The 25,767-nt window shown below is 69.4% G+C and carries 21 protein-coding genes and 7 pseudogenes; 11 read left to right on the top strand and 17 right to left on the bottom strand.

All coding sequences use genetic code 11. The annotated features are described in order from the left end of the window. Window positions 1-213: 213 nt before the first annotated feature. The 3 genes and pseudogenes from HC362_RS33815 to HC362_RS33805 all read left to right on the top strand — a co-directional run bounded on the left by HC362_RS33815 (window position 214) and on the right by HC362_RS33805 (window position 1,746). Window positions 214-1,239, top strand: coding sequence for an ADP-ribosylglycohydrolase family protein (locus tag HC362_RS33815; RefSeq protein ID WP_243088146.1), 1,026 nt, complete (start codon window positions 214-216; stop codon window positions 1,237-1,239). Window positions 1,240-1,252: 13 nt separating this feature from the next. Continuing rightward, window positions 1,253-1,470 (top strand): annotated as a pseudogene (locus HC362_RS33810) (ISAzo13 family transposase); the annotation flags it as partial. A 96-nt stretch (window positions 1,471-1,566) separates the two neighbouring features. Further along, entirely contained in the window at window positions 1,567-1,746 is a 180-nt protein-coding gene (locus HC362_RS33805) for a hypothetical protein (RefSeq protein ID WP_243088957.1), read from the top strand. A gap of 249 nt (window positions 1,747-1,995) precedes the next feature. Here the strand turns inward: HC362_RS33805 and HC362_RS33800 are convergent, their stop codons facing one another. The 7 genes and pseudogenes from HC362_RS33800 to HC362_RS33765 form a co-directional block, all read right to left on the bottom strand. Further along, on the bottom strand, window positions 1,996-3,354 hold the full coding sequence (locus tag HC362_RS33800) for a serine/threonine-protein kinase (protein ID WP_243088145.1): 1,359 nt from the start codon (window positions 3,352-3,354) through the stop codon (window positions 1,996-1,998). Window positions 3,355-4,075: 721 nt separating this feature from the next. Beyond that, the gene (locus tag HC362_RS33795) at window positions 4,076-4,252 is read right to left on the bottom strand and encodes a hypothetical protein (protein WP_243088144.1); all 177 of its coding nucleotides are present in this window, start codon (window positions 4,250-4,252) and stop codon (window positions 4,076-4,078) included. A 965-nt stretch (window positions 4,253-5,217) separates the two neighbouring features. Further along, window positions 5,218-5,478: a hypothetical protein gene (locus tag HC362_RS33790; protein ID WP_243088143.1), complete on the bottom strand. Its 261-nt coding sequence runs from the start codon at window positions 5,476-5,478 to the stop codon at window positions 5,218-5,220. Between the two features lie 727 nt (window positions 5,479-6,205). Beyond that, window positions 6,206-6,767 (bottom strand): annotated as a pseudogene (locus HC362_RS33780) (IS5 family transposase); the annotation flags it as partial. 20 nt (window positions 6,768-6,787) lie between these two features. Further along, complete coding sequence (locus HC362_RS33775; protein WP_243088141.1) at window positions 6,788-7,030, bottom strand: helix-turn-helix transcriptional regulator; 243 nt, start codon at window positions 7,028-7,030, stop codon at window positions 6,788-6,790. A gap of 55 nt (window positions 7,031-7,085) precedes the next feature. Then, window positions 7,086-7,274 (bottom strand): annotated as a pseudogene (locus HC362_RS33770) (GNAT family N-acetyltransferase); the annotation flags it as partial. A gap of 297 nt (window positions 7,275-7,571) precedes the next feature. Beyond that, entirely contained in the window at window positions 7,572-7,904 is a 333-nt protein-coding gene (locus HC362_RS33765) for a type II toxin-antitoxin system PemK/MazF family toxin (protein WP_243088140.1), read from the bottom strand. Between the two features lie 194 nt (window positions 7,905-8,098). On the opposite strand from HC362_RS33765, the pseudogene HC362_RS33760 reads away from it, so the two are divergent. Beyond that, window positions 8,099-8,407, top strand: a pseudogene (locus HC362_RS33760) (IS701 family transposase); the annotation flags it as partial. Between the two features lie 465 nt (window positions 8,408-8,872). Here HC362_RS33760 and HC362_RS33755 read toward each other — a convergent pair. Further along, complete coding sequence (locus tag HC362_RS33755; protein WP_347568522.1) at window positions 8,873-9,991, bottom strand: alpha/beta hydrolase; 1,119 nt, start codon at window positions 9,989-9,991, stop codon at window positions 8,873-8,875. A 45-nt stretch (window positions 9,992-10,036) separates the two neighbouring features. On the opposite strand from HC362_RS33755, the gene HC362_RS33750 reads away from it, so the two are divergent. Next, a complete protein-coding gene (locus HC362_RS33750) occupies window positions 10,037-10,666 on the top strand; it encodes a GNAT family N-acetyltransferase (RefSeq protein ID WP_243088139.1) in 630 nt (209 codons plus the stop codon). Beyond that, on the top strand, window positions 10,663-11,658 hold the full coding sequence (locus HC362_RS33745; RefSeq protein ID WP_243088138.1) for a PaaX family transcriptional regulator C-terminal domain-containing protein: 996 nt from the start codon (window positions 10,663-10,665) through the stop codon (window positions 11,656-11,658). Before HC362_RS33750 ends, HC362_RS33745 begins: the two co-directional genes overlap by 4 nt. A 748-nt stretch (window positions 11,659-12,406) precedes the next feature. Here the strand turns inward: HC362_RS33745 and HC362_RS33740 are convergent. After that, window positions 12,407-12,919, bottom strand: coding sequence for a CPCC family cysteine-rich protein (locus HC362_RS33740; protein WP_243088137.1), 513 nt, complete (start codon window positions 12,917-12,919; stop codon window positions 12,407-12,409). A gap of 184 nt (window positions 12,920-13,103) precedes the next feature. Between HC362_RS33740 and HC362_RS33735 the strand changes: the two genes are divergently transcribed. Further along, window positions 13,104-13,397, top strand: a complete 294-nt coding sequence (locus HC362_RS33735) for a hypothetical protein (protein WP_243088136.1) — start codon at window positions 13,104-13,106, stop codon at window positions 13,395-13,397. 131 nt (window positions 13,398-13,528) lie between these two features. Here the strand turns inward: HC362_RS33735 and HC362_RS33730 are convergent. Continuing rightward, window positions 13,529-13,993 (bottom strand): annotated as a pseudogene (locus tag HC362_RS33730) (transposase family protein); the annotation flags it as partial. A gap of 178 nt (window positions 13,994-14,171) precedes the next feature. After that, a pseudogene (locus tag HC362_RS33725) lies at window positions 14,172-14,387 on the bottom strand (aldo/keto reductase); the annotation flags it as partial. Between the two features lie 304 nt (window positions 14,388-14,691). On the opposite strand from HC362_RS33725, the gene HC362_RS33720 reads away from it, so the two are divergent. Continuing rightward, window positions 14,692-15,024, top strand: coding sequence for a glyoxalase superfamily protein (locus HC362_RS33720; protein ID WP_243088135.1), 333 nt, complete (start codon window positions 14,692-14,694; stop codon window positions 15,022-15,024). A 116-nt stretch (window positions 15,025-15,140) separates the two neighbouring features. Here the strand turns inward: HC362_RS33720 and HC362_RS33715 are convergent. The 4 genes and pseudogenes from HC362_RS33715 to HC362_RS33700 form a co-directional block, all read right to left on the bottom strand. Next, window positions 15,141-15,799: pseudogene (locus tag HC362_RS33715) on the bottom strand (IS5 family transposase); the annotation flags it as partial. Between the two features lie 54 nt (window positions 15,800-15,853). Continuing rightward, window positions 15,854-17,332 carry a serine/threonine-protein kinase gene (locus HC362_RS33710; protein WP_243088134.1) on the bottom strand — a complete coding sequence of 493 codons (1,479 nt, stop codon included), beginning with the start codon at window positions 17,330-17,332 and terminating at the stop codon, window positions 15,854-15,856. A 344-nt stretch (window positions 17,333-17,676) separates the two neighbouring features. Then, window positions 17,677-18,360, bottom strand: coding sequence for an ABC transporter ATP-binding protein (locus HC362_RS33705; RefSeq protein ID WP_243088133.1), 684 nt, complete (start codon window positions 18,358-18,360; stop codon window positions 17,677-17,679). Continuing rightward, on the bottom strand, window positions 18,357-19,445 hold the full coding sequence (locus tag HC362_RS33700; RefSeq protein WP_243088132.1) for an ABC transporter permease: 1,089 nt from the start codon (window positions 19,443-19,445) through the stop codon (window positions 18,357-18,359). The genes HC362_RS33705 and HC362_RS33700 overlap by 4 nt, the downstream gene beginning before the upstream one ends. A 173-nt stretch (window positions 19,446-19,618) precedes the next feature. Here HC362_RS33700 and HC362_RS33695 point away from each other — a divergent pair, with 173 nt between their 5' ends. Further along, window positions 19,619-20,839 (top strand): sensor histidine kinase, encoded by a 1,221-nt coding sequence (locus HC362_RS33695; protein ID WP_243088131.1) that lies wholly within the window; start codon window positions 19,619-19,621, stop codon window positions 20,837-20,839. Further along, window positions 20,836-21,474, top strand: coding sequence for a response regulator transcription factor (locus HC362_RS33690; protein WP_243088130.1), 639 nt, complete (start codon window positions 20,836-20,838; stop codon window positions 21,472-21,474). Before HC362_RS33695 ends, HC362_RS33690 begins: the two co-directional genes overlap by 4 nt. A gap of 910 nt (window positions 21,475-22,384) precedes the next feature. On the opposite strand, the gene HC362_RS33685 is transcribed toward HC362_RS33690, so the two are convergent. Together HC362_RS33685 and HC362_RS33680 are read right to left on the bottom strand one after the other, a co-directional pair. Further along, the gene (locus tag HC362_RS33685) at window positions 22,385-23,377 is read right to left on the bottom strand and encodes a squalene/phytoene synthase family protein (RefSeq protein WP_243088129.1); all 993 of its coding nucleotides are present in this window, start codon (window positions 23,375-23,377) and stop codon (window positions 22,385-22,387) included. A gap of 38 nt (window positions 23,378-23,415) precedes the next feature. Further along, entirely contained in the window at window positions 23,416-24,156 is a 741-nt protein-coding gene (locus tag HC362_RS33680; RefSeq protein WP_243088128.1) for a tRNA-dependent cyclodipeptide synthase, read from the bottom strand. Window positions 24,157-24,343: 187 nt separating this feature from the next. On the opposite strand from HC362_RS33680, the gene HC362_RS33675 reads away from it, so the two are divergent. Further along, on the top strand, window positions 24,344-25,168 hold the full coding sequence (locus HC362_RS33675) for a methyltransferase domain-containing protein (RefSeq protein WP_243088127.1): 825 nt from the start codon (window positions 24,344-24,346) through the stop codon (window positions 25,166-25,168). Window positions 25,169-25,767 lie beyond the last annotated feature (599 nt).

Here is a 25,767-nt window from a genome sequence, read left to right as displayed (position 1 = left end):
CGCCCCTCCCCCCGGCCAGGGCTACCCTCTCAGGTCCGGCTGAGGGACGGACAGCCGGGCTTCCAGAGGAAAGCCGCAGGCGTCGGCTCCCGCTACGATTCCGTCGACTTCCTGGCCCGTAACGGCGACTGCCAGCAGAGGCAGGGAACCCGTTGGAGAGCTCTCCACGGAAAACGATGGCGCCTCACCCACCCCAGTGACTTGAATGGGCGGATGAACATCCGAGCAGGGGGCAAGCAGGCCGGGGTCGGGGCGATGATCGGGTTGGCGACAGGGGACGCGCTCGGCTTCCCCACCGAATTCAACGACGTTCCGCAGATCCTCGCCAAGTGCGGCCCCTGGCGGGCGATGGAGCTGCCCACACCTGCGATCGTCACGGACGATACGCAGATGACACTTGCCCTGGGCCGGGGGCTGCGTACCGCCAGGGAACGAGGACCGCTCACGCCGGCCCGGGTTGTGCGACCGGTCCGCGAGGAGTACGTCGAATGGTGGCGCTCGCCCGATAACAATCGTGCGCCGGGACGCACCTGCCTGGTGGCGTGTGAGCAGCTCAGTCATCAAGAGCGGCGCTGGCAACAGGCGAGCCAGACGGGTTCCAAAGGATGCGGTGCGAACATGCGGGTGGCGCCGGTCGGTCTGATGCCGGGCTTGCCGGAAGAGGCGCGGTCGGGAGTGGCGCAGTTGCAGGCCGCGCTCACGCACGGGCACCCAACAGCGCTGGCCGCCAGCGATCTCACGGCACACGCCGTAAACCTGCTCGCGCACGGGACGCGGCCGGTTGAACTCGTGGACATGCTGCGGGAGTACGCGCGAAAGAGCCGGTCCGTCTACCGGGAGTGGTGGCTGGGCGACCTGTGGGAGTTCGCGCAGGACCACAGCGCGGCCGAGTTCACCGAGCGAGGGTGGGACGAGTGCCTGGCCGTCCTGGACAAGGTGGACGACGCCCTGCGAGTCCCTGAGCCGGAGGTCGATCCGTGCACGTTTACGGGCGCGGGGTGGGTCGCCGAAGAAGCCCTGGCCACCGCGCTGCTGTGCTTCCTGCTCTTCCCCGATGAGCCGCTCACCGCCGTACGCCGGGCTGCCTGCACCTCCGGTGACTCCGACTCCCTCGCCTGCTTGACCGGCGCCTTCGCGGGCGCGTACCTGGGTGCGGACGCCTGGCCGATCGCTTGGGCGGACCGGATCGAGTACCACGACGAGCTCGTCGCCCTCGGGCTGCTCTGGGATGCGAGCTGAGGCTCTGCACCACATCTCCATGAACTGGCGCGGCTGACCGCTGACCAGCCATGACGTCATCGTAAACAGCATCGCGGCGACCACCACCCGTGCCGGACTGACCGTCCACGCCGATCCCGACCCGGGCGCCTATGACACCGGCGTCAAGGTCACCGACAGCGATATCGACGCTCTGCCCCTGCACCGGCACCGTTTCCCGGCGACTGGAACTACACCCTCCACCCCCGGCCTCGCGACACCACCAGTGCAGCCACGACCCCACGGCCGACCGCCGACCCGTCCCCGCAGCCCTGCACCGGGTGCCTGCGCGACCCGGAGCTGACCGGCATGCCCGAACCGGCGCTGGACGAACTCGCCGACCAAGCGGATTGGAAACTGGGGGAGTTACGTGCGCAAGGACGGCTCCGGCAGCGAGGAGGTGAGCGCATCCGTGCTCGGGGCGCCGGAGCCAAGGACAAGCTGACCATCGCCGACAGAGTCCTGGCCACTGTGCTCTACCTGCGCTGACTCGGCACCTGCGACCTGCTCGCCCGGCTCTTCGTCAACACCAGCACCCTCACCAGGGCCGTTCACCAAGTCCAGCCCCTCTGGCCGAGCACGGCTGCACCATTCCACCCTCGACGGCCGGGTCCCGGACACCCGCTGACGTCACCGCGTTCCCCGCCAACAGCAACCCCACGCAGATCAAACCAACATGCTGATTCTCTGCGAGCCCTTAGTCACGAAACTGTCCGACGTCGACTGCGAGGCGCCCCCTCACTCGCTCCAGCGAGCTGAGAACGACCGGGCAGTCCGGGTGTCGGGATGGTCTGGTCCCAGGACACGCGCCGAGACGGCGGCCAACTCGGCGTACAGCCGAGTTGCCTCCGCACGCTCCCCGGCACGTGCGAGTCCCCAGGCATGGTGATGGCGGGAAGTCAGGGTGTCGGGATGGTCGGGTCCCAGGACGCGTGCCCGGTCGGCGGCCAACTCGGCGAACAAGCGCGCCGCCTCTGCATACTCGCCTGCATGTTCAAGGGAGCTGCCGTAGGCGCTGCGCGTATTGAGGGTGTCGGGGTGGTCGGGTCCCAGGACGCGCGCCCGGTCGGCGGCCAACTCGGCAAACAGTTGTGCGGCCTTCGTATACTCGCCGGCCTGCCCGAGGTTCCAGGCGTGGTCATAGCGGGCGGTCAGGGTGTCGGGATGGTCTGGTCCCGCCCGATGTTGGGAAGGCGGGGTGGTGTAAGGCGTGGTGGGGAGTACGCCACGTGTCTGAATCAGGGCGGTCACGGCCTGGGGCCATGGCGGGGTTAGAGGAAAGTCATCGGGCGGATCCCAGTGCGCAGCGATCTGGTTGAGGAGTTGGACGGTGGTGGGTCTGTCCGCGTGGTTCTTCGCCAGGCATGCGGCGACCAGGGCGCGTAGCGGGTCGGTCAGCCCGTCCAGTCGTGGCTCGTTGTTGACAACGCGGTGCAGGACTGCCAGCGGCGGGCCCTGCCCGAAGGGCTCGTGGCCGGTGGCGGCGAAGGCGATCACGGCGCCGAGAGCGAAGACGTCGCTGGCCGGCCCGATCTGACCGCCTTCGGCTTGTTCCGGGGACATGAAGCCGGGCGTGCCGATGGCCGTGCCCGTTCCGGTCAGTACGGTGGCGTCCATCGCGCGGGCGATCCCGAAGTCGATCACGCGCGGGCCGTCCGTGGCCAGCAACACGTTCGACGGCTTGAGGTCTCGGTGGAGCAGGTCGTTGGCGTGGATGGCCTGCAACGCCTCGACCAGCCCGGCTGCCAGGGGCCACACCGAGCCTTCCGGCAACGGCCCACCCTCGGATACCGAATCGGTCAGGGTCGGCCCGGGAATATAGACGGTCGCGATCCACGGTGGCTCGTCTTGCGGACCGGCTGCCACCACCGGCGCGGTGAACGCACCACTGACTGCTTGAACGGCGGCCACCTCCCGCCGGAAGCGACGCCGGAACTCCGCCTGCCGCGCCAGATGCGGATGCACCACCTTCACCGCCACCGCACGCCCACCCGGCGAACGCCCCAAGAACACCTCCCCCATCCCGCCCGCGCCCAGCCGCCCACGCAACACGAAACCGCCCACCCGCACCGGATCCCCAGCCTCCAGCGGCTCCATTGCACCCCTCCCAGCCGGAACAACACACGCCAACAACCAGTTCGGGACCTACCCAACCATCGTCCGCCCGGTTCGTGAACAGACATTTACTACGTGGGCCGGCCTGGGCCGATGCCGCGATCTGACAGGCAGTGACACGGCTTCTCCCAAGCCGTGTTGCATGCCCTGTCCCGTGGCCTGTCCGCCCCCGGGGTGAGTTGCCGGGGCAGAGCCCAGGCCGCGATCCCGACCCCCCGGGCCTGCGGCCGCCGACCACCGGGGCGCAGACAGGCATCAGCCTCCCCCTCTGATCGTGGAAAGGTGTCGGCGCGGCAGGGGCAGGGGCCAACCGGGCATGATCTGCTCCGGTGACGACCCCTCGCGCTCACCCGCGCCCGCTGGTGGCGATAACAAGAACCGTTCCGACCACGGTGAGCCGGGAGTTCGCCGCGGGCCACTGGGCATAGAGAAGCAACAGCAGTCCGGCGAGGCGGCCTTCGAACTTGAGACTGTCGTCGTGCAGCAGACGGCGGGCGGTGGCTCAGCGGACCTCGTCGCCCATCGCCGGAGAGGGGCCGTTCCATCTGACGGCCGGGAAGCTAAGATCGCGGGCGATCTTCTGAGCGAGAGCCCAGCGCACGAAGTGGCCTGCCTCCCGGCGGTGACGGACGCCGTCGCTGATCATCCAGCGTGCAAGGTCGGCCTGGCGGCAGGTCGCGAGTTTCAGACGCTGGTCGTTGAGCTAGTTGAGGAGGTGGGGGGCTGCCCGCAGATGCTGGCGGACGACGGTGAGCTGGGTGTGCGTGATGTCGTTGCCGCGGCTGCGTCGACGGAGCCGTCGCAGGAGGTGCCAGGTGGCGTACCGGTGCAGGTTGTTCCGTCCCTCAGCGGTGGCGTGGGAGGTGACGAGATCGTTCACATGCCGTTCCAGGCAGACCGTCTGCTCGTCGCGCTGGGGGCAGCGTGCCGGTAGCAACGAGCACGCTTCGGAGGTGCTCGACGCCCTTGCCCGCCGGGAGTTCGTCCAGGGCCTCGTGCGACAGGGGCCGACGGCCGGATTCGAGATCGGACAGAACGGTTGGAGACGGTGCCGCCGGAGAGCCAGCGCATCGCCGTGCCAGCCCGTTCCGTCTCGGCTAAGGCGTCGTTGAGGACCTGCAGCTTCGGGGGTATGAAGCCCGAGTCGTCGGAGAGAAGCTCGTAGAGCCGTTGCTTGAGAGTGCAGCGAGGGCACGGGCCGGCGGCTCGCAGTCGTTCCGCTCCCCCGCAGGTGGGACATGGGTGCCAGAGCTCGGCGTCTGGTGCGGTGCAGGAGCCGCAGACCGGTGCTTCGGCGGTCTCGGAGTGGATGCCCTCGAAGCCGCCCACATGCGGCGCAGTGAGCCTGGAGTCGGTCGCAGCCGCCGCAGCGGGGCAGGTCGTTCAGACGGAAGTGGGCGCCGGGTGCGGTGCGGCCGCAGATCGGGCAGACGAGGGCGAACAGGGGGCAACAGTTCGAGCAGAGAGGACTGGCCGACTCGCGGCTGGCTCCGGAGCGTAGGCATTCTTCGGCGCGGGACTTGGCAATGCAGTTGCGGCAGACCCGCTGCCCGTCGAGCGGCTTGTCGATGCGAACCCGGTGGCAGCGAGGGCAGGTCGGTCGGGGCGATCCAGGCGGCACCGGCCTCGTGCAGAAGGTCGATGAACCTCAAGATGGCGCGATGCCGGGCGAGATGGGCCTCACCGATCAGCAGGCCAGGGTTCTCCTCCAGGGAGCAGACTCCTGGCTGGGGATAGTGGGCACGGTGGGGCGCCGACCGGCGCAGAGCCTCGGTGACCACGTCGCGGTCAGCGCCCGGGACGATCGTATCGATCACCGTGTGAACGACCGTGGCCCAGTCACGGTCATCGTGGTCGGGACACATCGAACAGCGCGGCAAGCCACCGACGGCCCGTGGCGCCGGGGACCGGCCATCGGTCAGGACGGCGGGGCGCGTCGCCAGGAACTTGGCCAGGTTCCGTGACTTCGCGCGGCCGCCCGCGACCGCGGTGACCACGGTCCTGGATGGTCTCGGAGCCGAGTTCGCTCTCGGCATCCGCGACCAGGTCCGTGATCAGGCTGATCGGGTCCGCGACGGCGCGGTCGACAGCGGCGGGAGTGGTCACGACCGGTCAACACCTCTGATCCGGGCCCACTTAAAAGTACGCCGCCCGCGGCGTCTCTCATTTGGCCAAGCTGCGATAGCAGATAAGGGTGCAGGTGCTGCAAGCGAAGGCCAGGAAGGGGCGAGAGCGTTAGGCTCCATCGTGCCCCGGGCGGGTCTGCCACCGGCCCGAGTGCCCCGCCGGGAGTCTGACATCGGGACGCGCCTTTGCGTAGAACCCCTCACGTCCGATGCGTTGCCTCTCGACCAGCGCCTTCCATCCCTCCGAGTCGCGCCGCTCAGCTCGCACCGCCTGCTCCATTTCGGCGACAGCCACGGCCCACTCCCTGGCCGCGTCCACAACCTCGGGTGATCCGAACAGCAACACTGACTCCCAGGCGAGATCACGAGCTTCGGATGCCTCTCCCAGCCGCACAGCCGCCTCATCCAGGGACAGCGGATGAGGGTGCGGATCACTGCCCAGTTGGGCAGCGGCTCTGAACATGGTGCTGACGGACGCCCGTTGGGTCCTGGCGAACTCTGAGTATGCCGCCAGTCGACGATCCTCGCCCCGTGCCGCTTGCTCACGACGGAACCGAGCAGCGTCGCCCCGCATGACCACCATGTAAGAGCCGAGAGCGCCGATCACTACGCCGAGCAGTGCAGGCAGTTGTTGTATGAAAGCGGACATCGAAGCACCGTAGGGCACTCGGTGAACTCGCTCCATCACAAGCACGTCGAGGACGTTCTCATCTGGCGAGCCTGCGGTAGCAGATGAGTGTGCAGGCGATGCTGGTGAAGGCGAGGAAATGGGCTGCCTTGCGTTCGCAGTGTCGGTGGAGGCGGCGGCAGCCGGCGAGCCAGGACATGGTGCGTTCGGTGATCCAGCGGTGGCGGCCCAGCCGCTGGGAGGTCTCGACGCCTTTGCGGGCGATGCGGTGGGTGATGCCGCGTCCGCGTAACAAGCGCCGCAGGTGGGCGTAGTCGTAGCCCTTGTCACCGTGCAGCTTGTCCGGCCGGCGCCGTCGACGCCCCCGGCGGGTCGGAACCGGCGGTATGCCCTTGATCAGCGGTATCAGCGCCCGACTGTCGTGGGTGTTGGCACCGGAGATACCGACGGACAGGGGCAGGCCGGTACGGTCGCTGATCAGGTGGATCTTCGACCCCTTCTTGCCCCGATCCGCAGGATTCGGGGACCCGGCAGTACCCTCCCCGGCGGTGGGCCGTCGGACCCGACGGGCCGAACGAAGGAGGAAGCTGTCGCCAGGCGCAGCCCGTCATGGCGACGAAGATGATCGCCGCCAGTACCTCCCCGGTCCCCGTACAGACCGTCAGGCCAAATGAGACGAGTCGTCCATGGTGCTGTCCAGGATGTCGAGCAGAGCCATGAGGATCTTCAGGCTCAGTCCCTCAGGTCGCTCGGCTCGCTCGACGACGAGCCGGTAGACCTGGCTCGAGGACAGCGCGATACCGCGCTCGGCAAGCGGAGGGATGAGGTCGGTGGTGGTGGAGAACACCCCACGGTCGGCCACGGCTTGCTGCAGGTGCCCGTGGTAGTCGAGCTTGACGGCCACGCCCCCAGGCCCTCGGGTGCACGATGTAGGCGATTTCGCCCTGCCGATGGCGGTGACTACGAATGTGCAGCTCGCCCATGCCGACGAGTTCGTTCTCGAAACAAGCAATGTAGACGAATCTCTGCTGATGGGCGTGCGACCAGGCTTCGACCGCGGTTTGCACGAACGCGCGCGTCTGGTCCTCGGTGTTCGGTCCCCAAGGCTGGTAGCGGCAAGCCTCCTCAAGCCTGGCCCAGGAGTGCACTGCTTGCCAGTCGTTGAGCGCGAGCTTGCGCAAAGTCACTACGGATCGGCCCACAAGCGGATCTTGCCAGATCTCGTATGAGGCACGAGCCCGGAGTTCGGCAGCTCGCCACCGCCGCCAGACCGAGCCCCACGAACCGGCGTCACCTTGCGCCAAGTCACGATCTGCGGCTGGAGTATTACTACTCCAGCCGCAGATCGTGATCTTGTGAGTGGGGGCGCCGCTGATATGGCGCGGCCACCATTGACCATCTCGACGAGACCGGCCGCGCCATCGGCGGCGTCCATCCCTCTCTGCCTACGTGAGTCCACCGAGACGAAGGGCATCCTCGATCTCGCTGAGCTTCGCGGACGGCAGGACGCCCGCCTGCCCGATCAGGTCTTCCCTGGCCAGGGTGACCAGCCAAGTGCAAGGGATGAGGTCGGGACGTGGAAGTGCGACTCTCAGGACGCCTTCGAGAGGCAGCCCTTCGGGGGCGCCTACTGCCACCTCAACGGCCACGCCGCTGAGATCGGTGCCCGCGGGAGCGACGACCTGCATCGCCAAGAAACCGGACGCCTCTTCTCCCGACAGCAGTACGACTGCCCGCTGCTCGTTGAAATCTGCCCACCAGACTTCGCCACGTCGCATATGTCCTCCTGATACGGGACGGCGCGCCTGCGTCGCCTCTTCGACCGCCCCCCGCCTTCGCACGCGGGAGGCCTGTGAACGCTACTTGTGCGGCGACGGTGCCAAAGGCCCGCGCCGCTACGACTGAGTCGCCGCGGCCTGGCCCGCCCGGATGAGATCGTCTATCACCTCGCCTACGCCCCCCTTGCACCGGCGTTGCTGACCTGGTCCGGATCGCCGGCTCGCGCTGGGCGATCGAGGAAGCCTTCCAGGCTGCCAAGAACGAATGCGGCCTCGACCACTACGAGGTCCGCCGCTACCCGGGCTGGTATCGCCACATCACCCTGGCCATGCTCGCCCACGCGTTGCTGTCTGCCGTCGCGGCCCAGACCACCGAAAGGGGGGCCGCAGAAACAACCCACCAGCACCATCCGCTTCACGGTGGCAGAGATCCGCGGACTCCTGGACGCTCTCCTGCCCCGCCCCGCCTCACCTCCGCATCGGAGCAGTCATCCACGCCCTGAACTGGTCCCTCTGGCGCAGACAACACCAAGCGACCGCCCGCCGCTGCCACTGCCGAAGAAGAACCGGCTCAGAGAACGATTTCTGACCGGAGTACTGAAGCGTGTTGCACAAGACCGTGTTCGGGCAGGTCAGGGCCTTGTGCAACCAACACGCTTTGGACCAGCCCAATCCGGGCGGCTGAAGAAAGGGCCCAACCTGGGACCCCGGGCATCCGAAAAGGCTCCGGCACCGGGCTCTCACCCAGCACAGGGCAGGCGACCGGCGGTGCTGGGCCTGACCGACCTTCGAACGCCTCGATCCGCTCAACTCGACGGCCTCGACGGTGTCGTCCGGCGACCGGAGACGGCAGACGGCGCTCGGCCCGGGCACGTGTGCTCCCTGCCCGCGCGGGGTGACCTCGACGCCGCCATCCGGCCTGCCCGTGGCAGCCGGCCGGCCCCGGCCCGCCGGGGCCGGCCCTCAGATCACGGCTCCGTCCTCCTCCCCCCGCCGAGGGCGGTCAGGAACGCGCGCTGTTCCGTCAGGAAGCCGTCGGCGAACAGGGCGCGGGGCGCGAACAGGGCGGTCAGCGTGAGCCGCGCCGGTGAGTTTTCGACGTCGTACTCGAGCAGGCTGTGGGAGGCATCGGGGTAGTGGGCGACGCGCAGTTCGGGGCCCGGCAGCAGCCGTCGGTAGGTGGCCTTTGTCTCGGCGGTGTCGACGTTCAGGTCGTGTCCGGCGAGCACCAGCAGGACCGGGATGCCTCGCAGTGCGGGCAGGTCGGCGCCGGCGTCGGCGGTGTGGTTCCTGGAGACGAACCGCCAGCGGGCGGCCGTCATGCGGTCGGAGCCGCCCACGGTGCGCGCGTACTCCTCGTATGACGCGTCGCGTGCGAGCAGCTCGAGCACGGTCTTCCGGCGGCGCAGGGCGGCGGCTGTCTCGGTGGCCGAGGCGCCGTCCCGGCGTAGCTCGGCCAGGAGGTTGTAGCGGCCCTGCCGGTGCCAGTTGACGGCGGGTGAGACGGCGATGACGAACCGCACGCCGGAGTCCCTGGCGGCGATCTTGGGCAGGACCCAGCCCGCTTGGCTGGCGCCCCATAGCCCGATGCGGCTGCCGTCGACGTCCGGCCGCTTCCGGGCCCAGGCGATGGCGTCGGCGGCCTCGCCGGCCCGGTCGGCCATGGACTGGCCGAGCCAGTCCCCGGGGGCGCCGCCCACTCCCGGCTTGTTCCATGACAGCGAGGCGTACCCGCCGCGGGCGAGGGACTCCCAGATCGGCCGGTAGAAGGTGTCGTGTGTGGCGTCGACCGGTCCGTCACCGTGCACGAAGACCACCAGCGGGTAGGGGCCCTTCCCCTGTTCGGGCAGGGCCAGCACCCCGTCGAGGGTCCGGCCGCCGTGCCGGATGGTGACCGTCTGCTCGCGCAGGTCGTAGCTGTGCTGCCAGAGCATCAGGCCACCCAGGCTGCCCGCCAGGATCACCAGCGCGGCCAGGCTCGCGACGACGGCCCGCTTCAGCCTGCGCCGACGCTCCGCTGTCGTGCGGATTTCTCCCATCCGTACCCCCACCTCGAAACTATCACTACAATAACGACCGTTGGCCATCCGAACGTTCTATCATTGTGCGGAGGCAGTGTGAGGAGAGGAACCATGAATCCAGCAGTCGCCGTCAGGAGTGGCGTGCCGCGCGGCGCCGAGCAACGGGTCGCGGAGCTGTACTGGGAGGCCTTCGGCCGCAAGCTCGGCGCCGCCCTCGGCCCCGCCGAACAGGGCCGCACCTTCATCGCGGACCACCTGCACCACGACCGCGCCGCCGTCGCCCTGGCCCCGGGGGACCGGGTCGTGGGCGTCGCCGGCTACCAGTTCGGCGGACGCGCGCTGACCGGCGGCGGCGTACGCGACGTTCTCAACCGCTACGGACTCCTCCGCGGCCTTCCCCGGCTCGCCGTCCTGGCCCTGCTCGAACGGACCCCCGCCCCCGGCGAACTGGTCATGGACGGCATCGCCGTCGACCCCGCCCACCGGGGCGCGGGCATCGGCAGCGCCCTGCTCACCGAGGTGGCGGCCGTCGCCGCCGAACAGGGCTGCTCCCGGGTCCGCCTGGACGTCATCGACGTCAACCCCCGCGCCCGCGCCCTGTACGAACGCCACGGGTTCACAGCCGTGCACACCGAGCAGACCCCCTACCTCAAGCGACTGATGGGGTTCGGCGCGGTGACGACGATGCACCGGACCGTCCCGCCGGCCCCGGCCGACGGCGCCGAGGAGCGGCGGCGGTGACCGGCACCCCGGCGGCGAGCGCCGCGGCGGACCCCGCCACACCGCTGATCGGCACCCGGACCGTGGTGTTCGCCCTCCTCCGCGAGGACGGCACCGTCGACGGCGGCGAGCTGTACGCTGTCGCCGACGCCCTCGGCATGACCGACCAGCAGATCAGGCTCTGCGTCAAACGCCTCGTCGGAGAAGGCCGCTTCACGCAGGAGGGCCGGGGCCGCAAGACCGTGCTGCGCGCCACCGCCGACCCCACCGGCGCCGTCGCGCCCGACGTGGAGTACGTCCGCCACGCCTACCGGCAAGACCACGGACTCGCCCCCTGGGACGGGACCTGGCACCTGTTCGCCTTCGCCATCCCCGAAACGGCTCGCCACGCCCGCGACGCCCTGCGCGATGCACTCCTCCACCTGGGCGCGACACCCCTCCAGGGTGGTCTCTACGTCGCCGCCAACGCGATCGGCCCGATCGTCGAGGCCCACGCCCGCGACCTCGGCGTCCTGCCCTCCCTCACCAGCCTGACCAGCAGGGACCTGCGGGTCGGCGAGGAGGACGACCCGGTGCGGCTGGCCGCCGTGCTGTGGCCCCTGCAGGCGGTCGCGGACCGCCACGAGGCCCTCGCCGACCTCGCCGCCACCCGGCTGGCCCGGCTGACCGGCGCGGTCCGCCCCACCGGGACCGAACGGCTGACGTACGCGATCGAACTGGCCGCGGCGTTCACCACCGCCATGCGCCCCGACCCCCTGCTGCCCCCAGAACTGCTGCCCCAGCCCTGGCCGGGGACCCGAGCCCGCGCCCTGGCCGCCCGGTGCTGGGAGGCCCTCGACGACCTGGAGGACGGGGAGCGGGGGCGCCTGCGGTTGTTCCGCCTCTACGAGGACACCCGTACGCCGCCCCGCCCGGACCCGGGCAGCCGGGAGACTCGGCCGGCCCCGTCCGGCGGAACGCCCCACGGCCCTCCCGCACCGCCCGGCGACGTCATGGGCAGCCCGTCCCGATAGCCGTCTGCGCCATCACTCCGCGATGAGGGCGGATCGGCACCATGCCAGAGAGCCGGAGGCCGCCCTCGGGAGCTCAAGCGCCTCGCCCGCAACACCGCCGAGCTGATGGCCTTCTCCGGCCGGTTCCAGGACGTCGGCGTCCAGCTCGAGCTCCTCACCGGCCCCCTCACCGGCATCGACGACGCCAACGGCATGGGCGGAATCTGGCCACCATCGCCGGCCCCGAGCACGCCATGACGGTCAGGCTCTTCGCGACCTGGCGCGTCCTCCTCCGGCTGCGGGCCCGCGCTGAGCGGAGCCACCTCACACCCGGCGTCCGACGGTTCGCCGCCGAGCGGATCAAGTACGCGACCGCCTTCCTGCAATGGCTCGGCGAGCGGAACTGCGCCCTCGCGCCCTTGGGCCGGTCGACATCGACGCCTGGTGGGCTGAGAACACCGAACACGGCCGCGCCGGCCTGCGGGCCTTCCTCGACCGGGCCATGCGGAGCCGCCACTGCCGACGCTCCCTGTCCATCCCCGCGATCAAGGTCTCCCGGCGGATGGCGCTGAGCGACAACGAGCGCCTCGACGCCCTCGGGCGACTGCTGACCGACACGGAGATCCCGATGCGGCGACGCGTCGTCGGATCTACCACGACGCCGCCGACCACTCCGCCCCGGCCAATTGCCCCCCGTCGAGTACGAGATAACCGCGAGGCCTGCCACTCTCGCAGAACCCCACCGTCACCTGTCCACGCATCACACCCCTCAGCTGTCAGACGGAGAAGAGGGGGGCGCCGGACGCTCGTCGCGCCGCCAGAAGGTGGGACGCCACCAGTACAGGACCCTCGGGTCCTCAGGCCACTCGCCGCTGCTGCCCGGCTCTTCGAAGGAGTCCCGCGACGGGTCGATCGGACGCCACCCAGGGTCCAAGGGTTCATCCGCCGCCGGCGGCCGCACGTTCTTGAGGAAGCGCTCCTCCATGGCGCCGAAGCGCTGATAGTTGCGCTGCGCCTCCACTAGGCACACGGCGTTGGCCCCGAAGCTCCATGGCCAGCGCAACTGCACCAGGTCGTCCTCCCAGTAGCAGACGGCACAGATCTCATAGCCCCAGTGCTCGCCGAACATCTGGTGGCCGCAGCACGGGCACGGAAGCCAGCCCTCCGCAGGAGGTGCCACGCCACTCTCCGGAATCACCAGAGGCTCCCCTCGCGCCTCCGCCGCTTCGAGAGCTTCGAGTTCAGCCAGCTCAGCGAGTATCTGCGGATCTACGTCGTTCATGGATAGGACCATACTAAGGACTGCCCCGTAACTCTCGAAGGCGCTGCACTGCCCTTTTGGACAGCCCGACTCCGTCGTTGCCCGCGAGCCGCCGTGTCATCTCGCATCGGGCGCCAAAGGCTCCGCGAGGACGACTGTGAGGGTGATCGGATGGATGTCGGTGCGGTACTGATCGGGGTCGCCGGTGTCGGGGGCGCTCGGGGGCGCGCTGCTCACCCAGCGCGGTGCCGACCGGGCCAAGCGACGTGAGCTGGAGATGACCCATGCCTTCGAGGAAGCCCGCGAGCACCGCGAGCTGCGGCGCAGCTGCTATACGGAGCTTTACAGGGACGCGCGGCAGTTTTCCACAGCACTCAGCCGTCACCTGTACGTCATGCGGGACCGCACGGTCGAGGCCGACAATACGCGGGCGCTGGAAGACACCAAGGACACCTACCGCGACCGCTGGTCCGAGGCATTGTCGCTTCTGACACGGTGATCCCTTCGGCTCACGACGCGAACGAGGCACTGACCCGCGTCTATGGACAGGTCAAGCGCCTGGAGCAGGGGAACGCGCGGCCGGGTGAGACCCTACTGATGAGACATGAAGGTGATCTCGTATCGCCCTGTTCAGGCTTGAGTGAGTGCGAGGTTCTGCGTGTGGGCGACACCGCTCGTGGCCCAGAAGACCCCGTCGCCCTTCAGTCGACAGTTCCCCAGGATCTTCCAGTTCTTCAACCGCGACAGGGCGTGATCCACTCGGGCCGTGCCCGGCGGTGGACGCTTCCTACTGGGGGCTGAGGTGTGTCCGGCCTCGGCCTTTGCAGTGCGGGATGAGGAGACTGATGCCTTGGCAGCCGCCGTCGGCGGTGGTGGGGGGCACCACGGCATGCCCGGCCGATGCCGGACTCGGTGAAGGCCCGGCAGTCGTTGCGGCTGCCGGGCAATGCCAGTCCGATGCCGCGACCAGGCGGCTGTTGGCGTCGATGACGACCTGCAGGTTCGTCGAGGTTCGTGAGCCAGTACGTCGCTACCAGCAGCACCCGGTCCCCCGGCGGCAACCGCCAAGGCCGACTCGCGCTGAACGTCACCACCCACCACATGAGTTACAGGACAACCCCTGGCCTCGCTCTTGTGTGAGGGAACCGGCAGCATCGGCCCTGGATCCTCATATAACCGACCCCGGCTTCCGTTCCTAGGCCGAGCGTCTCCTCGAGCTGGACGCCACCTGCCCGCTCGGCGCACCTTTTGGTCCGGGCAGGGGCCCGACCTACGTCGCAACCACCAGGTCGTCAGGGCATGGGGTCGGTGCCGTACGGACCAGTCCGTTGGCTCGCACCGCTCCCCTGCCGTAGAAGCCGACCGTGTCGATGTGGTTCACACCCGACTCCACGGCGCGCCGGAGCACCACGACGCCACTCTCAGTGGCTCGCGGCGGGCCGTCGAAAGTGCCGTCGCCAGACGCGTTGCGGGAAGCCGAGCCGGTCATCTCTGCGAGTCCGCGCAGACCGAATTCCTGTGGGCTGCCGGGGGCCGCAAGACCTGGTCGCAACCATAGGCCAGGGCCGCGATCCGGAACCGGATGCGTGCCCGGATTCCTCGGACTTCACCTCTCGCAAGCTGCTCGGCGCGTTCGCGCTCGTCGACGAGAAGGTTCGCGCCCCCCATGCGGCTGGTGCGACGCAAGGGGGCTCTCGTTCGGATCAGCAGCTCGCCGCTGCAGCACGAGGCCATCCTCATCGACGTGCCGCATCAGGCGACGTTCGCCCTGGGCGGTCTGCGACGATGGCGCCATGGACGAGGAAGTCATCCCCATTCTTCGCGTCGAGGACGCTGAGGCGGCGGTCGCGTGGTACGAGCGACTGGGCTTCGCCAGGCAGTGGGAACACCGCTTCGAACCGGGACTTCCCGCGTTCGTCGAGGTCGCCCGGGGCGGGGTGCGGTTGTTCTTGTCCGAGCACAAGGGCGACGCCCGTCCCGACACGTTGGTCTATCTCCGCATGCGTGATGTCGAGGCGATCGCCTCCGAGTTCGGTGTGCAGGCAAAGGATGCTCCGTGGGCGCGTGAGATTGAGCTGTGCGACCCTGACGGCAACCGGCTTCGGATCGGCACGCCGACGGAATGACACTCGTCGGCGGCGCGCGGCAGGGAAGCTGTGCTGGTGGCTGAGCGCGTACGCGTCCGCGAGATCGATGACGACGAGGGACAGCGCCCGCTGCGGATCGTCCGCCGGGGCAGCGGGTCGGCCCGGCTGCCGCGCCGCCTGCGGTGGGCGGCCTGGTCGGCCGGAACGGGGACCACGGCCCGGATGCCGCGTCTGCGCAGATGGTGGCGGATGGCGCGGGAGGAGTAGGTGCTGTCGGCCAGGACCATATCGGGGCGGGTGCGGGGACGCCCGGTGGCCCGTGGGACGCGGATGGCGGCATCAGGGGCAGGCGGGGGCGTCACCGGCCTGTCCGGCGGTAAGGCGGAAGGTCAGAGGCCGGCAGTTGCCGTCGGCTGCAGGTGGATCTTCGTGGTCAGCCCGCCGCGGGAGCGTCCGATGGCGTGGTCGCCTGGTTCACCGGTCGGTGCCCCTTTGCACGGGCCCCGGCAGCGTGCTGGTGAGCGCGCACGATGGTGGAGTCCACGGACACGGCCCAGCTGACATCGTCGTCCGCGTCGGCTTGGGCCACCAGGGCGGTGCACACCCGCTCCCAAGTGCCGTCGACGGCCCACATCCGCAACCGGTTGTACACGTCCCGCCAGTTGCCGTACCTCACCGGCAGATGCACCCACTGGGTACCGGTCTGGAACTTGAATGCGATCGCGTCGATCACCTCACGATGGTCCTGCCGGCGGCCACCCCGACTCGGCGTCCGGTCCGGAAGCAACGGCTCGAACCGACGCCCACTGCGCATCCATCAACGACACACCCGGACCAACGGCCGACCGATCCAAACGAAACCGGCTAGCTAGACGCCGTGGTGGTTCTGCGGCCCGGTGGAGACCGCGGCCCTGCGGGCGGCTGCGGCGAGCCAGGGCCCGATCGAGCCGTCGTTGGTGAGGTCGGCGCGGTAGGCCAGCGCCGCGGTCAGGTAGCGGTGCTTTCTCCAGATGTACCGCCATCGGTAGCTGCGGTAGACCTTGTCGGGACAGGGGGCGAGGCCGCCCCCGTCGCGGGCGCTCCACATGGTGAGGCGCCACCACCCTTCCCCGTCGCCCAGGCACCCGTGCGCATCCTCGGCCGTCGCCACGTCGGGGAACGCGAAGACCTGGACGGAGATGAGGACGGGGTTCTCGGGCGTGGCGCGAGGGCCGGGCTGCTCCGAGTAGACGGCGGCGACCAATTCGCTGCAGTCACGGCGCGTGAGTTCCTCGGTCAGCTCGCTGGGGCCCGCTTCACGGACCAGGCGGGTTTCCTCGGCGATCCGCGCGAACTCGACACTCAAGTCGTTGGTGAATCGCCGCGGCAGCAGGGCGTCCGGGGTGAACGGCGTCTCGTCGGTGGAGGCGCGGTTCCAGGAGTCGGGAGAGGGCGGCCCAGGCTCGCGCCGCGTGACGTCCATCAGGCGGGTGCGCGGGGGCGGGGGCATCGCCGCGGTGGGAGCTTCCGCTGCCGTGTACGACACCAGAAGTGCCTGAAGCCGCTGCTGGACCTGCTGTGCCGACTGGGGACGCCGGTCGGGATCACGCTCCAGCAACTCGGCGACGAGCGCGGTCACCTCCGGCGGCAGGCCGGAGCGGAATGTGTCGAGGGGCGGGGCGTCTTCGTCGAGCTTGCGCCGCACGACCGCGATGCTGTTGTGCCCGGTGAAGGGCGGCCGGCCGGCGAGCATCGCGAAGAGCATCCCACCGAGTGCGTACAGGTCGGAGCGTTCGTCGCCGCGTTCCGTGAGGAACTGCTCCGGTGCGCCGAACTCCGGGGTTCCGGCCGGGGTCAGTTGGGAGGAGCGCGCCACGGTGAATGCGGCCTGGACGAACCCGGCGATCCCGAAGTCGATCACCTTCACCAGCCCGTCGCCGGTGAGGATGACGTTGTGGGGCTTGATGTCGTAGTGGATGACCTGGGCCCGGTGGGCGGCCTCCAGCGCGGTGCAGATGCCGCTGGCGATGGCCATGGCACGCGTCAGGGGGAAAGGACTCTCGGCCTGGAGACGCGCCGTGAGCGTCTGGCCGTCCACCTTCTCCATGACCAGGAACAACAAGTCGTCGTGGACACCCCGGTCGTACAGGGCGGCGACGTTGGGGTGGACGATCTGGGCAGCGGCCACCGCCTCGCGCTCGAACCGCCGGGTCAGGTCAGACTGGGTAGTACCGTCGAGATCCAGCAGCTTGAGCGCGACCTCACGGTGGAGCACGCGATCCCGCGCGGCCCACACTTCGCCCATGGCACCCCGACCCAGACGGTTGATCAGCTCGTACCGCTCCGCGATCAGCTTTCCCCGCTCCACGGGGCCAGCCTACGAGACGCCTCCACACCCGCGAAGACGGCGGGAGCGGCGGCCACCACACCGTCTCTCCCGCCTCCTCGGCGCACACACGGGTCAGTCCTGGCGACAACGCCGGCGAGACCTCAGCCGACCGGGCCGCCCGCCCCCCATCTGCATCTGGTCCGCACGATGATCCAAACGAAAGTACCTAGCTCACAGCACCTGGTCGACGTCATCCACTCGCGGTTCCGGGCGATCTGGGACACCGCCGTCGATCTCGACACCTACCGGCGCAGCCCGGCAACGTGCCGGGCTGCGCCGTTTCTTGACTCGGCTGTGCTGCCGGTGCGCGCGGATCGCGCGCGCTAGCGATTCGTGGCTGGAAGGCGCAGGTGTCCGTCGTGGACTTCGGCTGTCCGGTTGACGGCGGTGAGGTGGGTGCGGTCGTGGGTGACCAGGACGGTGGCGGTGGCTTGCTGGTGGGTGAGGCGGAGGATCAGGTCGAGGACGGCAGCGCCGCGTTCGTGGTCGAGGGCGCTGGTGGGTTCGTCGACCAGGAGGACGGTGGGGTCGTTCATCAGGGCGCGGGCGATGTTGATGCGCTGGCGCTGGCCGCCGGAGAGCTGGTGAGGGCGGCGGCCTGCCTGGTCGGCGAGGCCGACGGCGTCGAGGAGTGCCATCGCGCGGTCGCGTGCGGTGCGGGGTTTGCGGCCGTCGATCTGGGCCATGACCTGGAGTTGTTCGGCGGCGGTGAGGGAGGGCAGCAGGTTGGGCTGCTGGAAGACGACGCCGATCTTGTGGCGGCGTAGTTCGGTGAGTTCACCGCGGGTCAGGCCGGTGGTGGTCCGGCCGTCGATGGTGACGGTGCCGGTGTCGGGCGTGATGAGGGTGGCGGCGACGGCCAGCAGGCTGGATTTGCCGGAGCCGGAGGGGCCGACCACGGCGGTCAGGCTGCCCTTGGGGACCTCCAGGCTGACCTGGTCGAGGGCGGTCAGGCGGGTGTCGCCGTCGGGGTAGGTGAGGGTGATGTCGGTCAGGTTCAGGCTCATCGAACGCTCCCCAGGGCGGTCAGCGGGTCGACGGAGGTGATGCGGCGGATGGACAGGGCGGCGCCGAGGGCTCCGAGGAGAATCGTCACGGCGGCGGGGAGCAGGACGGTGGCGGGGGTGAGGAGGAAGGGCACGCCGGAGCCGGACACGAGGGCGCCGAGGGCGGCGGCGACGCCGGCGCCGATCAGGGTGCCGCCGGTGAGCAGGACGACGGCCTGGCCGAGGGCGTCCTTGAGCAGGTTCGCGGTGGAGGCGCCCAGGGCCTTGAGGACGGCGACGTCACCGCTGCGCTGGATGGTCCACACAGTGAAGAAGGCGCCGATGACCAGGGCGGAGATCGCGAAGAGGAAGCCGCGCATCAGCTGCAGGGAGCCGTTTTCGGAGGTGTAGGAGCCGATCGCGGACAGCGAGGTGTCGGTGGGGACGGTTTTGGTGCCGGCCTGGTGGTCGGTGGCGGTCACATCGGCCTGGGAGGTGGTGTTCAGGGCGATGACGGTCGCGGTCGGGCCCCGGTCGCTGCCGGTGGGCGGTGCGGTCGTCTGCCAGGTGTTCAGGCTGGTCCAGATCACCGGGGTGTGGCTGAAGTGGGCTTCGCCCGCGACTGCGGCCACCTTCAGTTGCTTGCCTGCCAGGGAGAGGGAGTCGCCGACCCGCACGCCGAGGCCCTCGGCAGCCGCGGTGGACAGTACCACCGCGCTGTCGGTGATCTTGTCGCTGGACGGGGCGAGGCGGGAGCCGGGCTCGACGCCGAAGGCTGAGACGCCGGTGCTCTTGTCTCCAGCGATGGCCTTGGTCGTGGTGATCCCCAGCGGCTCGGCCCTTTCGACACCGGGCGCCTCGGACCACTGCTGCCACTGTGCTTCCGTGACGGTGGAATTGGAGTAGGACAGGTCCTGCCCGCCGCTGGGCGCCTGGAATGCGATCTCGTCGGCGGGCAGGGATGTGATCGCGGAGATGTTCTGCTGACCCAATCCGGCCGTCAGCCCGGACAGCAGCCCGACCAGCAGGGTGATCAGCACGATGACGCTTCCCATCAGGGCGAAGCGCCCCTTGGCGAACTTCAGATCTCTCCAGGCGACAAACACGGCCTTGGCCTGTCCTTTCCAGCGGTGGAAGCGGGATGACTCCACCGTCGCCGTCGGCACCGCGTGCGCGCTTCTGGCGCAGGACGGCACTTGGCGGACCGAAAGGCGGCACGCGGGTTCCAACTTTCGATAGAGGCCCCTCGGCCCGCGGCCTCCGTATTCTGGGACGTACTGTGAAGACCGCTGCTCCCGCCCTCACCCCGACCACCCGGGCCCTGGCCTGGTGCCTGCATCTGCTGGTCATCGGCCTGCTCGCACTGGCCGCCGGCCGGGCCGTGACCGGCGACCGGACCCACGCCGGATGGATCCTCGCCGTGGCGGCAGCGTGCGGCCTGGTGTACGCGGTCGGACCCGTGCTGCCGGGCATACGCCGCTCGCGGCAGGCCGCCGCACTGTGGCTGGCCGCCGTGGGCGCCTGCTGGCTGATGCTGCTCGTCCTGACTCCCGACGCCGTGTGGGTGGCCTTCCCGCTGTACTTCCTCCAGTTGCACCTGCTGTCCCGCCGCACCGGACTGGCCGCGGTGGCTGCCACGGCTGCGGCGGCCATCACCGGCTTCGCCGCCCACCAGCACTCCTTCAGCCCGGCCATGGCCATCGGCCCCGCGCTCGGCGCCGCCGTGGCGGTCGCGGTGGTGTGGGGCTATCAGGCCCTGTACCGGGAGAGCGAACACCGCCGCAGACTGATCGAAGAGCTCACCGCAACCCGCGCCGATCTGGCCACCGCCCAGCACACCGCCGGTGTGCTGGCCGAACGCGACCGCCTGGCCCGCGAGATCCACGACACCCTCGCCCAGGGCCTCTCCAGCATCCAACTGCTGCTGCGTGCCGCCGAACGAGCACTGCCCCAGGCACCACAGAACGCGGCCCGCTACGTCGACCAGGCGCGGCAGGCAGCCGTCGACAACCTCGCCGAAGCCCGCCGCTTCGTCGCCGCGCTCACCCCGCCCACGCTGGAAGGCACCACCCTGGCCGGCGCCCTGGAACGCCTGTGCACCACCACCTCCGCCCGGCACCGGCTCACCGCACGCTTCCACCTCACCGGCGACCCCGCCCCGCTCGCCACCGCCCACGAGGTCGCCCTGCTACGCATCGCCCAGTCAGCCCTGGCCAACACCGTCCACCACGCCGAGGCCACCACCGCCGAAGTCACCCTCGGCTACCTCGGCGACCGCGTCGCCCTCGATGTGGTCGACGACGGACACGGCTTCGACCCCGCCCGCCTGCCCGCCCCCGACCCCGAGGCAGGCGGCTTCGGGCTGGCCGCCATGCGCGCCCGCGTCCGCGCCCTCGGCGGCACCCTCACCATCGAATCCTCCCCCGGCCACGGCACCGTCCTGGCCGCCCAGCTGCCCGTCACCCCGCCGGCCCAGACCCAGCCCGAGGCCCGCCCGTGACCGACGACACCCCCATCCGGCTCCTCCTGGCCGACGACCACCCCGTCGTGCGGGCCGGACTGCGCGCCGTACTGGAAACCGAACCCGGCCTCCTCGTCCTGGCCGAGGCCGCCACCGCCGAGGACGCCGTCGCCCGCGCCGCCGAAGGCGACATCGACGTCGTGCTGATGGACCTGCAATTCGGCAAAGGCATGGGCGGCGCCGAAGCCACCGCCCGGATCACCGCCCGGCCGGGAGCCCCCCGCGTGCTGATCGTGACCACTTACGACTCCGACGCCGACACCCTGCCCGCCATCGAAGCCGGCGCCACCGGCTACCTCCTCAAGGACGCCCCGCCCGAGGAGCTGGCCGCCGCAGTACGCACCGCCGCCGCCGGACGCACCACCCTGGCTCCCACCGTCGCGAACCGGCTGATGAACCGGCTCCGCGCCCCCGGCGCCGCCCTGACCCGGCGCGAGAGCGAAGTCCTCACCCTGGTCGCCGACGGCCTGTCCAACCAAGCCATCGGCGCACGCCTTCACCTGACCGAAGGCACCGTCAAGTCCCACCTCGCCCGCATCTACACCAAACTCGACGTCGACTCCCGCACCGCCGCCGTCGCCACCGCCATCGACCTCGGCCTCATCCGCCGCTGACCCGCGCACACGAACACCCAAAGCCACCACGAAGCAAGACGCAGCACCGTGCCTGTCTTCCGCCGCAGACAGGTAGTTCTCGCAAACGGTCCTTTGCGCGAGCAAGATCAAGCACGAGCCGTCGGACCCCCGTCGACCGCGGATTCGTTCTCAGAGCCCGTTCTCGTTCAACAGGAGGACGCACCCCTGCTGAGACGTACATCGTGCGAAAATCCGGGCCCATAAGGGGCCCTCAGCCCGGCTCGCCCTGCCGCTCGCGCGGCGGCGCGGTCGCTTCCCGCCTACCACACACGCCGCTTCTCCATGGTGCCCCGACTGGACAAGGCGCTGAGGGTACCCGCCCCGGCCGACCGCGGACGGGCCGGCTGTGGCGGCCGGGTACGCCTCCTCCAGCGCCGATCGACCCGGACCTGCCGAGCGCGGACATCCGCATCGGCTACGCCCGCTGCTCGGTCCTCGGACAGGAACTCAATTCCCAGCTCGACGCGCTCAGCAAGCACGGCATCCCGAGGGCACGATCTTCGGCGAGAAGATCAGCGCCCCGGTCCGAGTCCCCCCGGTTCGAGGAGGCGCTGAGGACGGCACGGGGGGGCAAGGCACACGCCCCGCACTGCCGGTCGAGGGGTTCGACGCATTGGAGTCTACGCGAGCGCGCCGTTGCGGCCCGGCGCGGACATCCCCGTCTTCTACGAGGTGGAAGTGGAGGGCGACCACCGCGTCCCGTAGAGATGGTCGGCGAACGGCGGCTCATCCATCTCCAGGCGCACTCAGGCCCGGGGGAATCAGAACGCGGGTGAAGCCGCGGCGCAGCAAGCCGGCGTGTGCCTGCCGCATCCGGGCGATCTGGCCATTGACCGGATGCCGGCCGATGGGAGGCGAGGGCCGACAGACAATACCGGGAGTCGGCCAGTCAAGTGGCGGGGAGCGGCCTCACCCCGTACCTGCGCCGGTCCCGTCGGGCCCGCAGGTAGGACAGCCCGGTCGTGCCGAACGCCCGGGTGGCTCCCAAGATCCATCCAGGAGGCCGCGCCCGGAAGACATCACAGTCTCCACGAATGAGCTGTCGCAGCGTCTGGCGGCCGAGGGCCAGGTACTGGCGGGGCAGTTCACGGGAAGACGGGTGGACGTGGTGCCACCACTCGTCGGCTTCATCGAAGTACCGGCTCACTCGCTCGGCCTCGAACCGGACGAGTTCGCGCAGCGGTTCGGTCATGGTCCCCTGCCGGACCGCCTGTCCCAGGCTCGCGCGATCGAGCCCGAAGCGACGGAGGTCCTCCAGCGGTAGGTACACGCGGCCCAAGTCAAAGTCCTCGCGCAGGTCGGCGAGAAAGTCCAGGAGGTATATCCCGTAGCCGAGGGCCGTCGCCATACCCGCCGCGCCTTCGTGTCGCGGTTCGAGCAGCATATTCACCCACCGGCCCGGTACGCCGCTGACGCCTTGCATGTATCGATGCAGGTCGCCATATGTTGGGAAGCTGGTGACGGAGAGATCCCCGCGAATGGTGAGCAGGAAATCACGCACCGACTCGTCTGTGACTCCCCAGGTCCTCGTGAAATGCCGGAAGGCCCGGGACGTCAGTACTTCTTGCCGCCTACCTGAAGACTCCGCCACAGGCCGACCAGAACTTGACTCATCTTCAGTGCGGAAGAAATAGGCGACGAATCTGTCGTACGCTTCTTCCCGCTCCGCGATTGATTTTTCCGGATCATCCAGCAGATTGTCCGCGTATCCACAGAAGGCGAGCATCGCGTCATAGTAGGGCCGCTTTCCGGGAGGCAGCAGGATACGCGCGATGGGATAGGCAGCGGAGTTCTTGCGGGCCAAGAGTTCACCACAGTGGCGGTAAGCCTCGGCGAGGTGCCTGTCGCGCACACCGGCGGCCATGAGTTCATGCGCATGCATTGATCCTCCTGCAGCGAAGGCTTCGGGTGAATCGACAGCTAGGACGGCTGAATTATCGCGTATCCCTGACGCATTGACGGGGCGAGGGAGGTCCTCTTCCGGAACAGGGCATCGGCGAGCGGTATGGGCTTGTGGTAGAAGCAGAGGGAGGAGGGGACTTGGAATATGTCGGCAGAGCCGAGGAAGAAGGGAAGCTCAGCCAGCGGATAGCGGGCACCGGACCGAACCTGCTCTTCCGTCGGCGTCTTCCCCCTTAGGCTCGACCACAGCGCGCGGCGACTCATGTGGAGACAGGATTCCAGCAGCTCAACGTCGGCATGAAGCGCCTCCTCCGCGTCTCGGCGCAGAGCGCGGTACACGGGGTTGTCCAGGAGTCCGGACAGAAGGTGGACGCGCATCTCGGCGGAGACGGGGACGTCAGCGGCCGCGGCCGCCCGAACCACGCGATTGCGTATGGCATTGCTCTCTTGCCGGGACTTGCGTTCCGCGTATTCTGGGGAATACCCCAGCACTGACAGATTCTCCCGGAAAGCATCATCAGGGACGACGACGTCGATCCGGTCAAATTTCGACCGACTCCAGCGGAGCATCCGGGTCAGCAGGCTCACGCTGAAATAACTGTTTCCGTGGCTTATACCGATGACCAGGTGCCGCCCCTGTTCATACACCCGTCGACAGTTGTCGGTCAGCGGCGCGACGGAGAATCCCTCGTTCCTGTCGGCGGGAAGCAGTCGGGAGGCAGCAGCAGGCGGACGACTGCTCTCATGGTGAACGGGCATTCAGACCTCTTCACGTCGACGTCTGCACAGATTTCTCGGACGCCCCGAGAGCCCCCTAAGCTCAGCACGCTCTGGCCGCACTCACACTTGGTGATGCGGCATTCGGGTGATCCGCGTCCGCGCGAAAAGCCCCCATCGCCACCCTGCTCTACCGTCGGAAATGACAGTTCCGCGGAAGGAGATTTTCATGATCCAGAATGGCGAGGACGTGGAGGGAGAAGTCGAAGAGCTCTATGACGCCGCATCAATGGTGTTCGCGGAACTGTACGGCGCCGACCTGCATTTCGGGTACTGGGATGACTCCGTCTCCGACTTGCCGACCGCCGCCGCTCGCATGACGCAGCGACTGATCGAGAGCAGTGTGGTGGCCCCTGGGCAGCACGTGCTCGACCTCGGCTGCGGCACGGGCACTCCCGCCCTGCGCCTTGCCCAGGCGCGTGGGGTCCGGGTCACCGGAGTCTCCATCAGCCGCCACGAGGTCGACAGGGCCAATGAGAGCAGCAGGCGGCGGAAGATGACGCACCGCGTACGGTTCGAGCACGCAGACGGCATGGCGCTGCCGTATGCAGACGCGTCATTCGACGCTGCCTGGGCCATCGAATGCATGAGCCATATGCCCGACCGGGCAGTGGCGTTGGGCGAGCTGGCCCGGGTGGTGCGCCCAGGCGGCCGAGTACTGATCGCCGACGGCTACCTGCGCGGCTCGCAATCCTCGCTCGGCAGCTCCACCATGGATGCGGTGTGCACCGCCTTCCGCATGGGGCTCCCGCCGACCCTCCCCCGCTATACGGACCTGCTCACCGACGCCGGGTTCAGCGTGGTGGAGCAGGAGGACCTCTCCCAGCACGCAGCGCGCTCGATGACCTGCCTTGCCCAACTCATGGAGGCACGCGCCGCGCAGCTCACCGACGTGTTCGGCGAGGAGGCCCTGACGCGGCTGTCGGAAACCCTGAACGGAGCCGACCCAACCGAGACGGTCGGATACGTCGTACTGTCCGCAGAGCGCCGCTGACCACAGCAGACCTGCACACGATCCGGACCATGCGACGTACGGAACACCGGCATGCCGGGGGGCCGGGGGGCGTCGGCTCGGTGGAGCTCCGCCCGATCGTAGTGGCCACCGGACACCGCACAGCACGACGGGGCGGCTCCGCGGTGGCCGGACCGGGATCGCATCGGCTCAGCCCGGTGCCGGCCTGACGAGCGCGATCACCAGCACGCCGAACTTCCTCCCCCTGCCCCCGCTCGGCTGTCCACAGGGCATGGAGGCCGTTGCCTTCCTCGCAGTCCTGCAATGGGACCACTGGCCTCCGGGCACGGCATGGCTGTTGCCTCCTGTCGAAGTCGATGCCCTGGGGGTGGTGCCACCGGGCCCGAGGGGTGCCGTCGGAGACGCTGGTAAGAGGCCCGACCGCCGCTTGGCCGAGTGCAGCGCCCCGCTGTTCGCGGGCGGCAGCTCTGCATACCGTGGATGCGCGCGTGGGCCCCAACGCCGAGGCCTCGGCCGCACAGGAGCGCCCGACTCGGTGACAGGCACATCCACCGCGCCGAGGAACCCGACCTCATGTAGTGGCACATGGTGCTGGGGCCCCTCGCCCCGCCGCTGCCCCT

The organism is Streptomyces sp. 891-h (assembly GCF_022760275.1).
Classification (GTDB): Bacteria; Actinomycetota; Actinomycetes; order Streptomycetales; family Streptomycetaceae; genus Streptomyces; species Streptomyces spirodelae.
The sequence above is the reverse complement of the archived record's forward strand: the minus strand, read 5'-3'. Positions and strand labels throughout refer to the sequence as shown.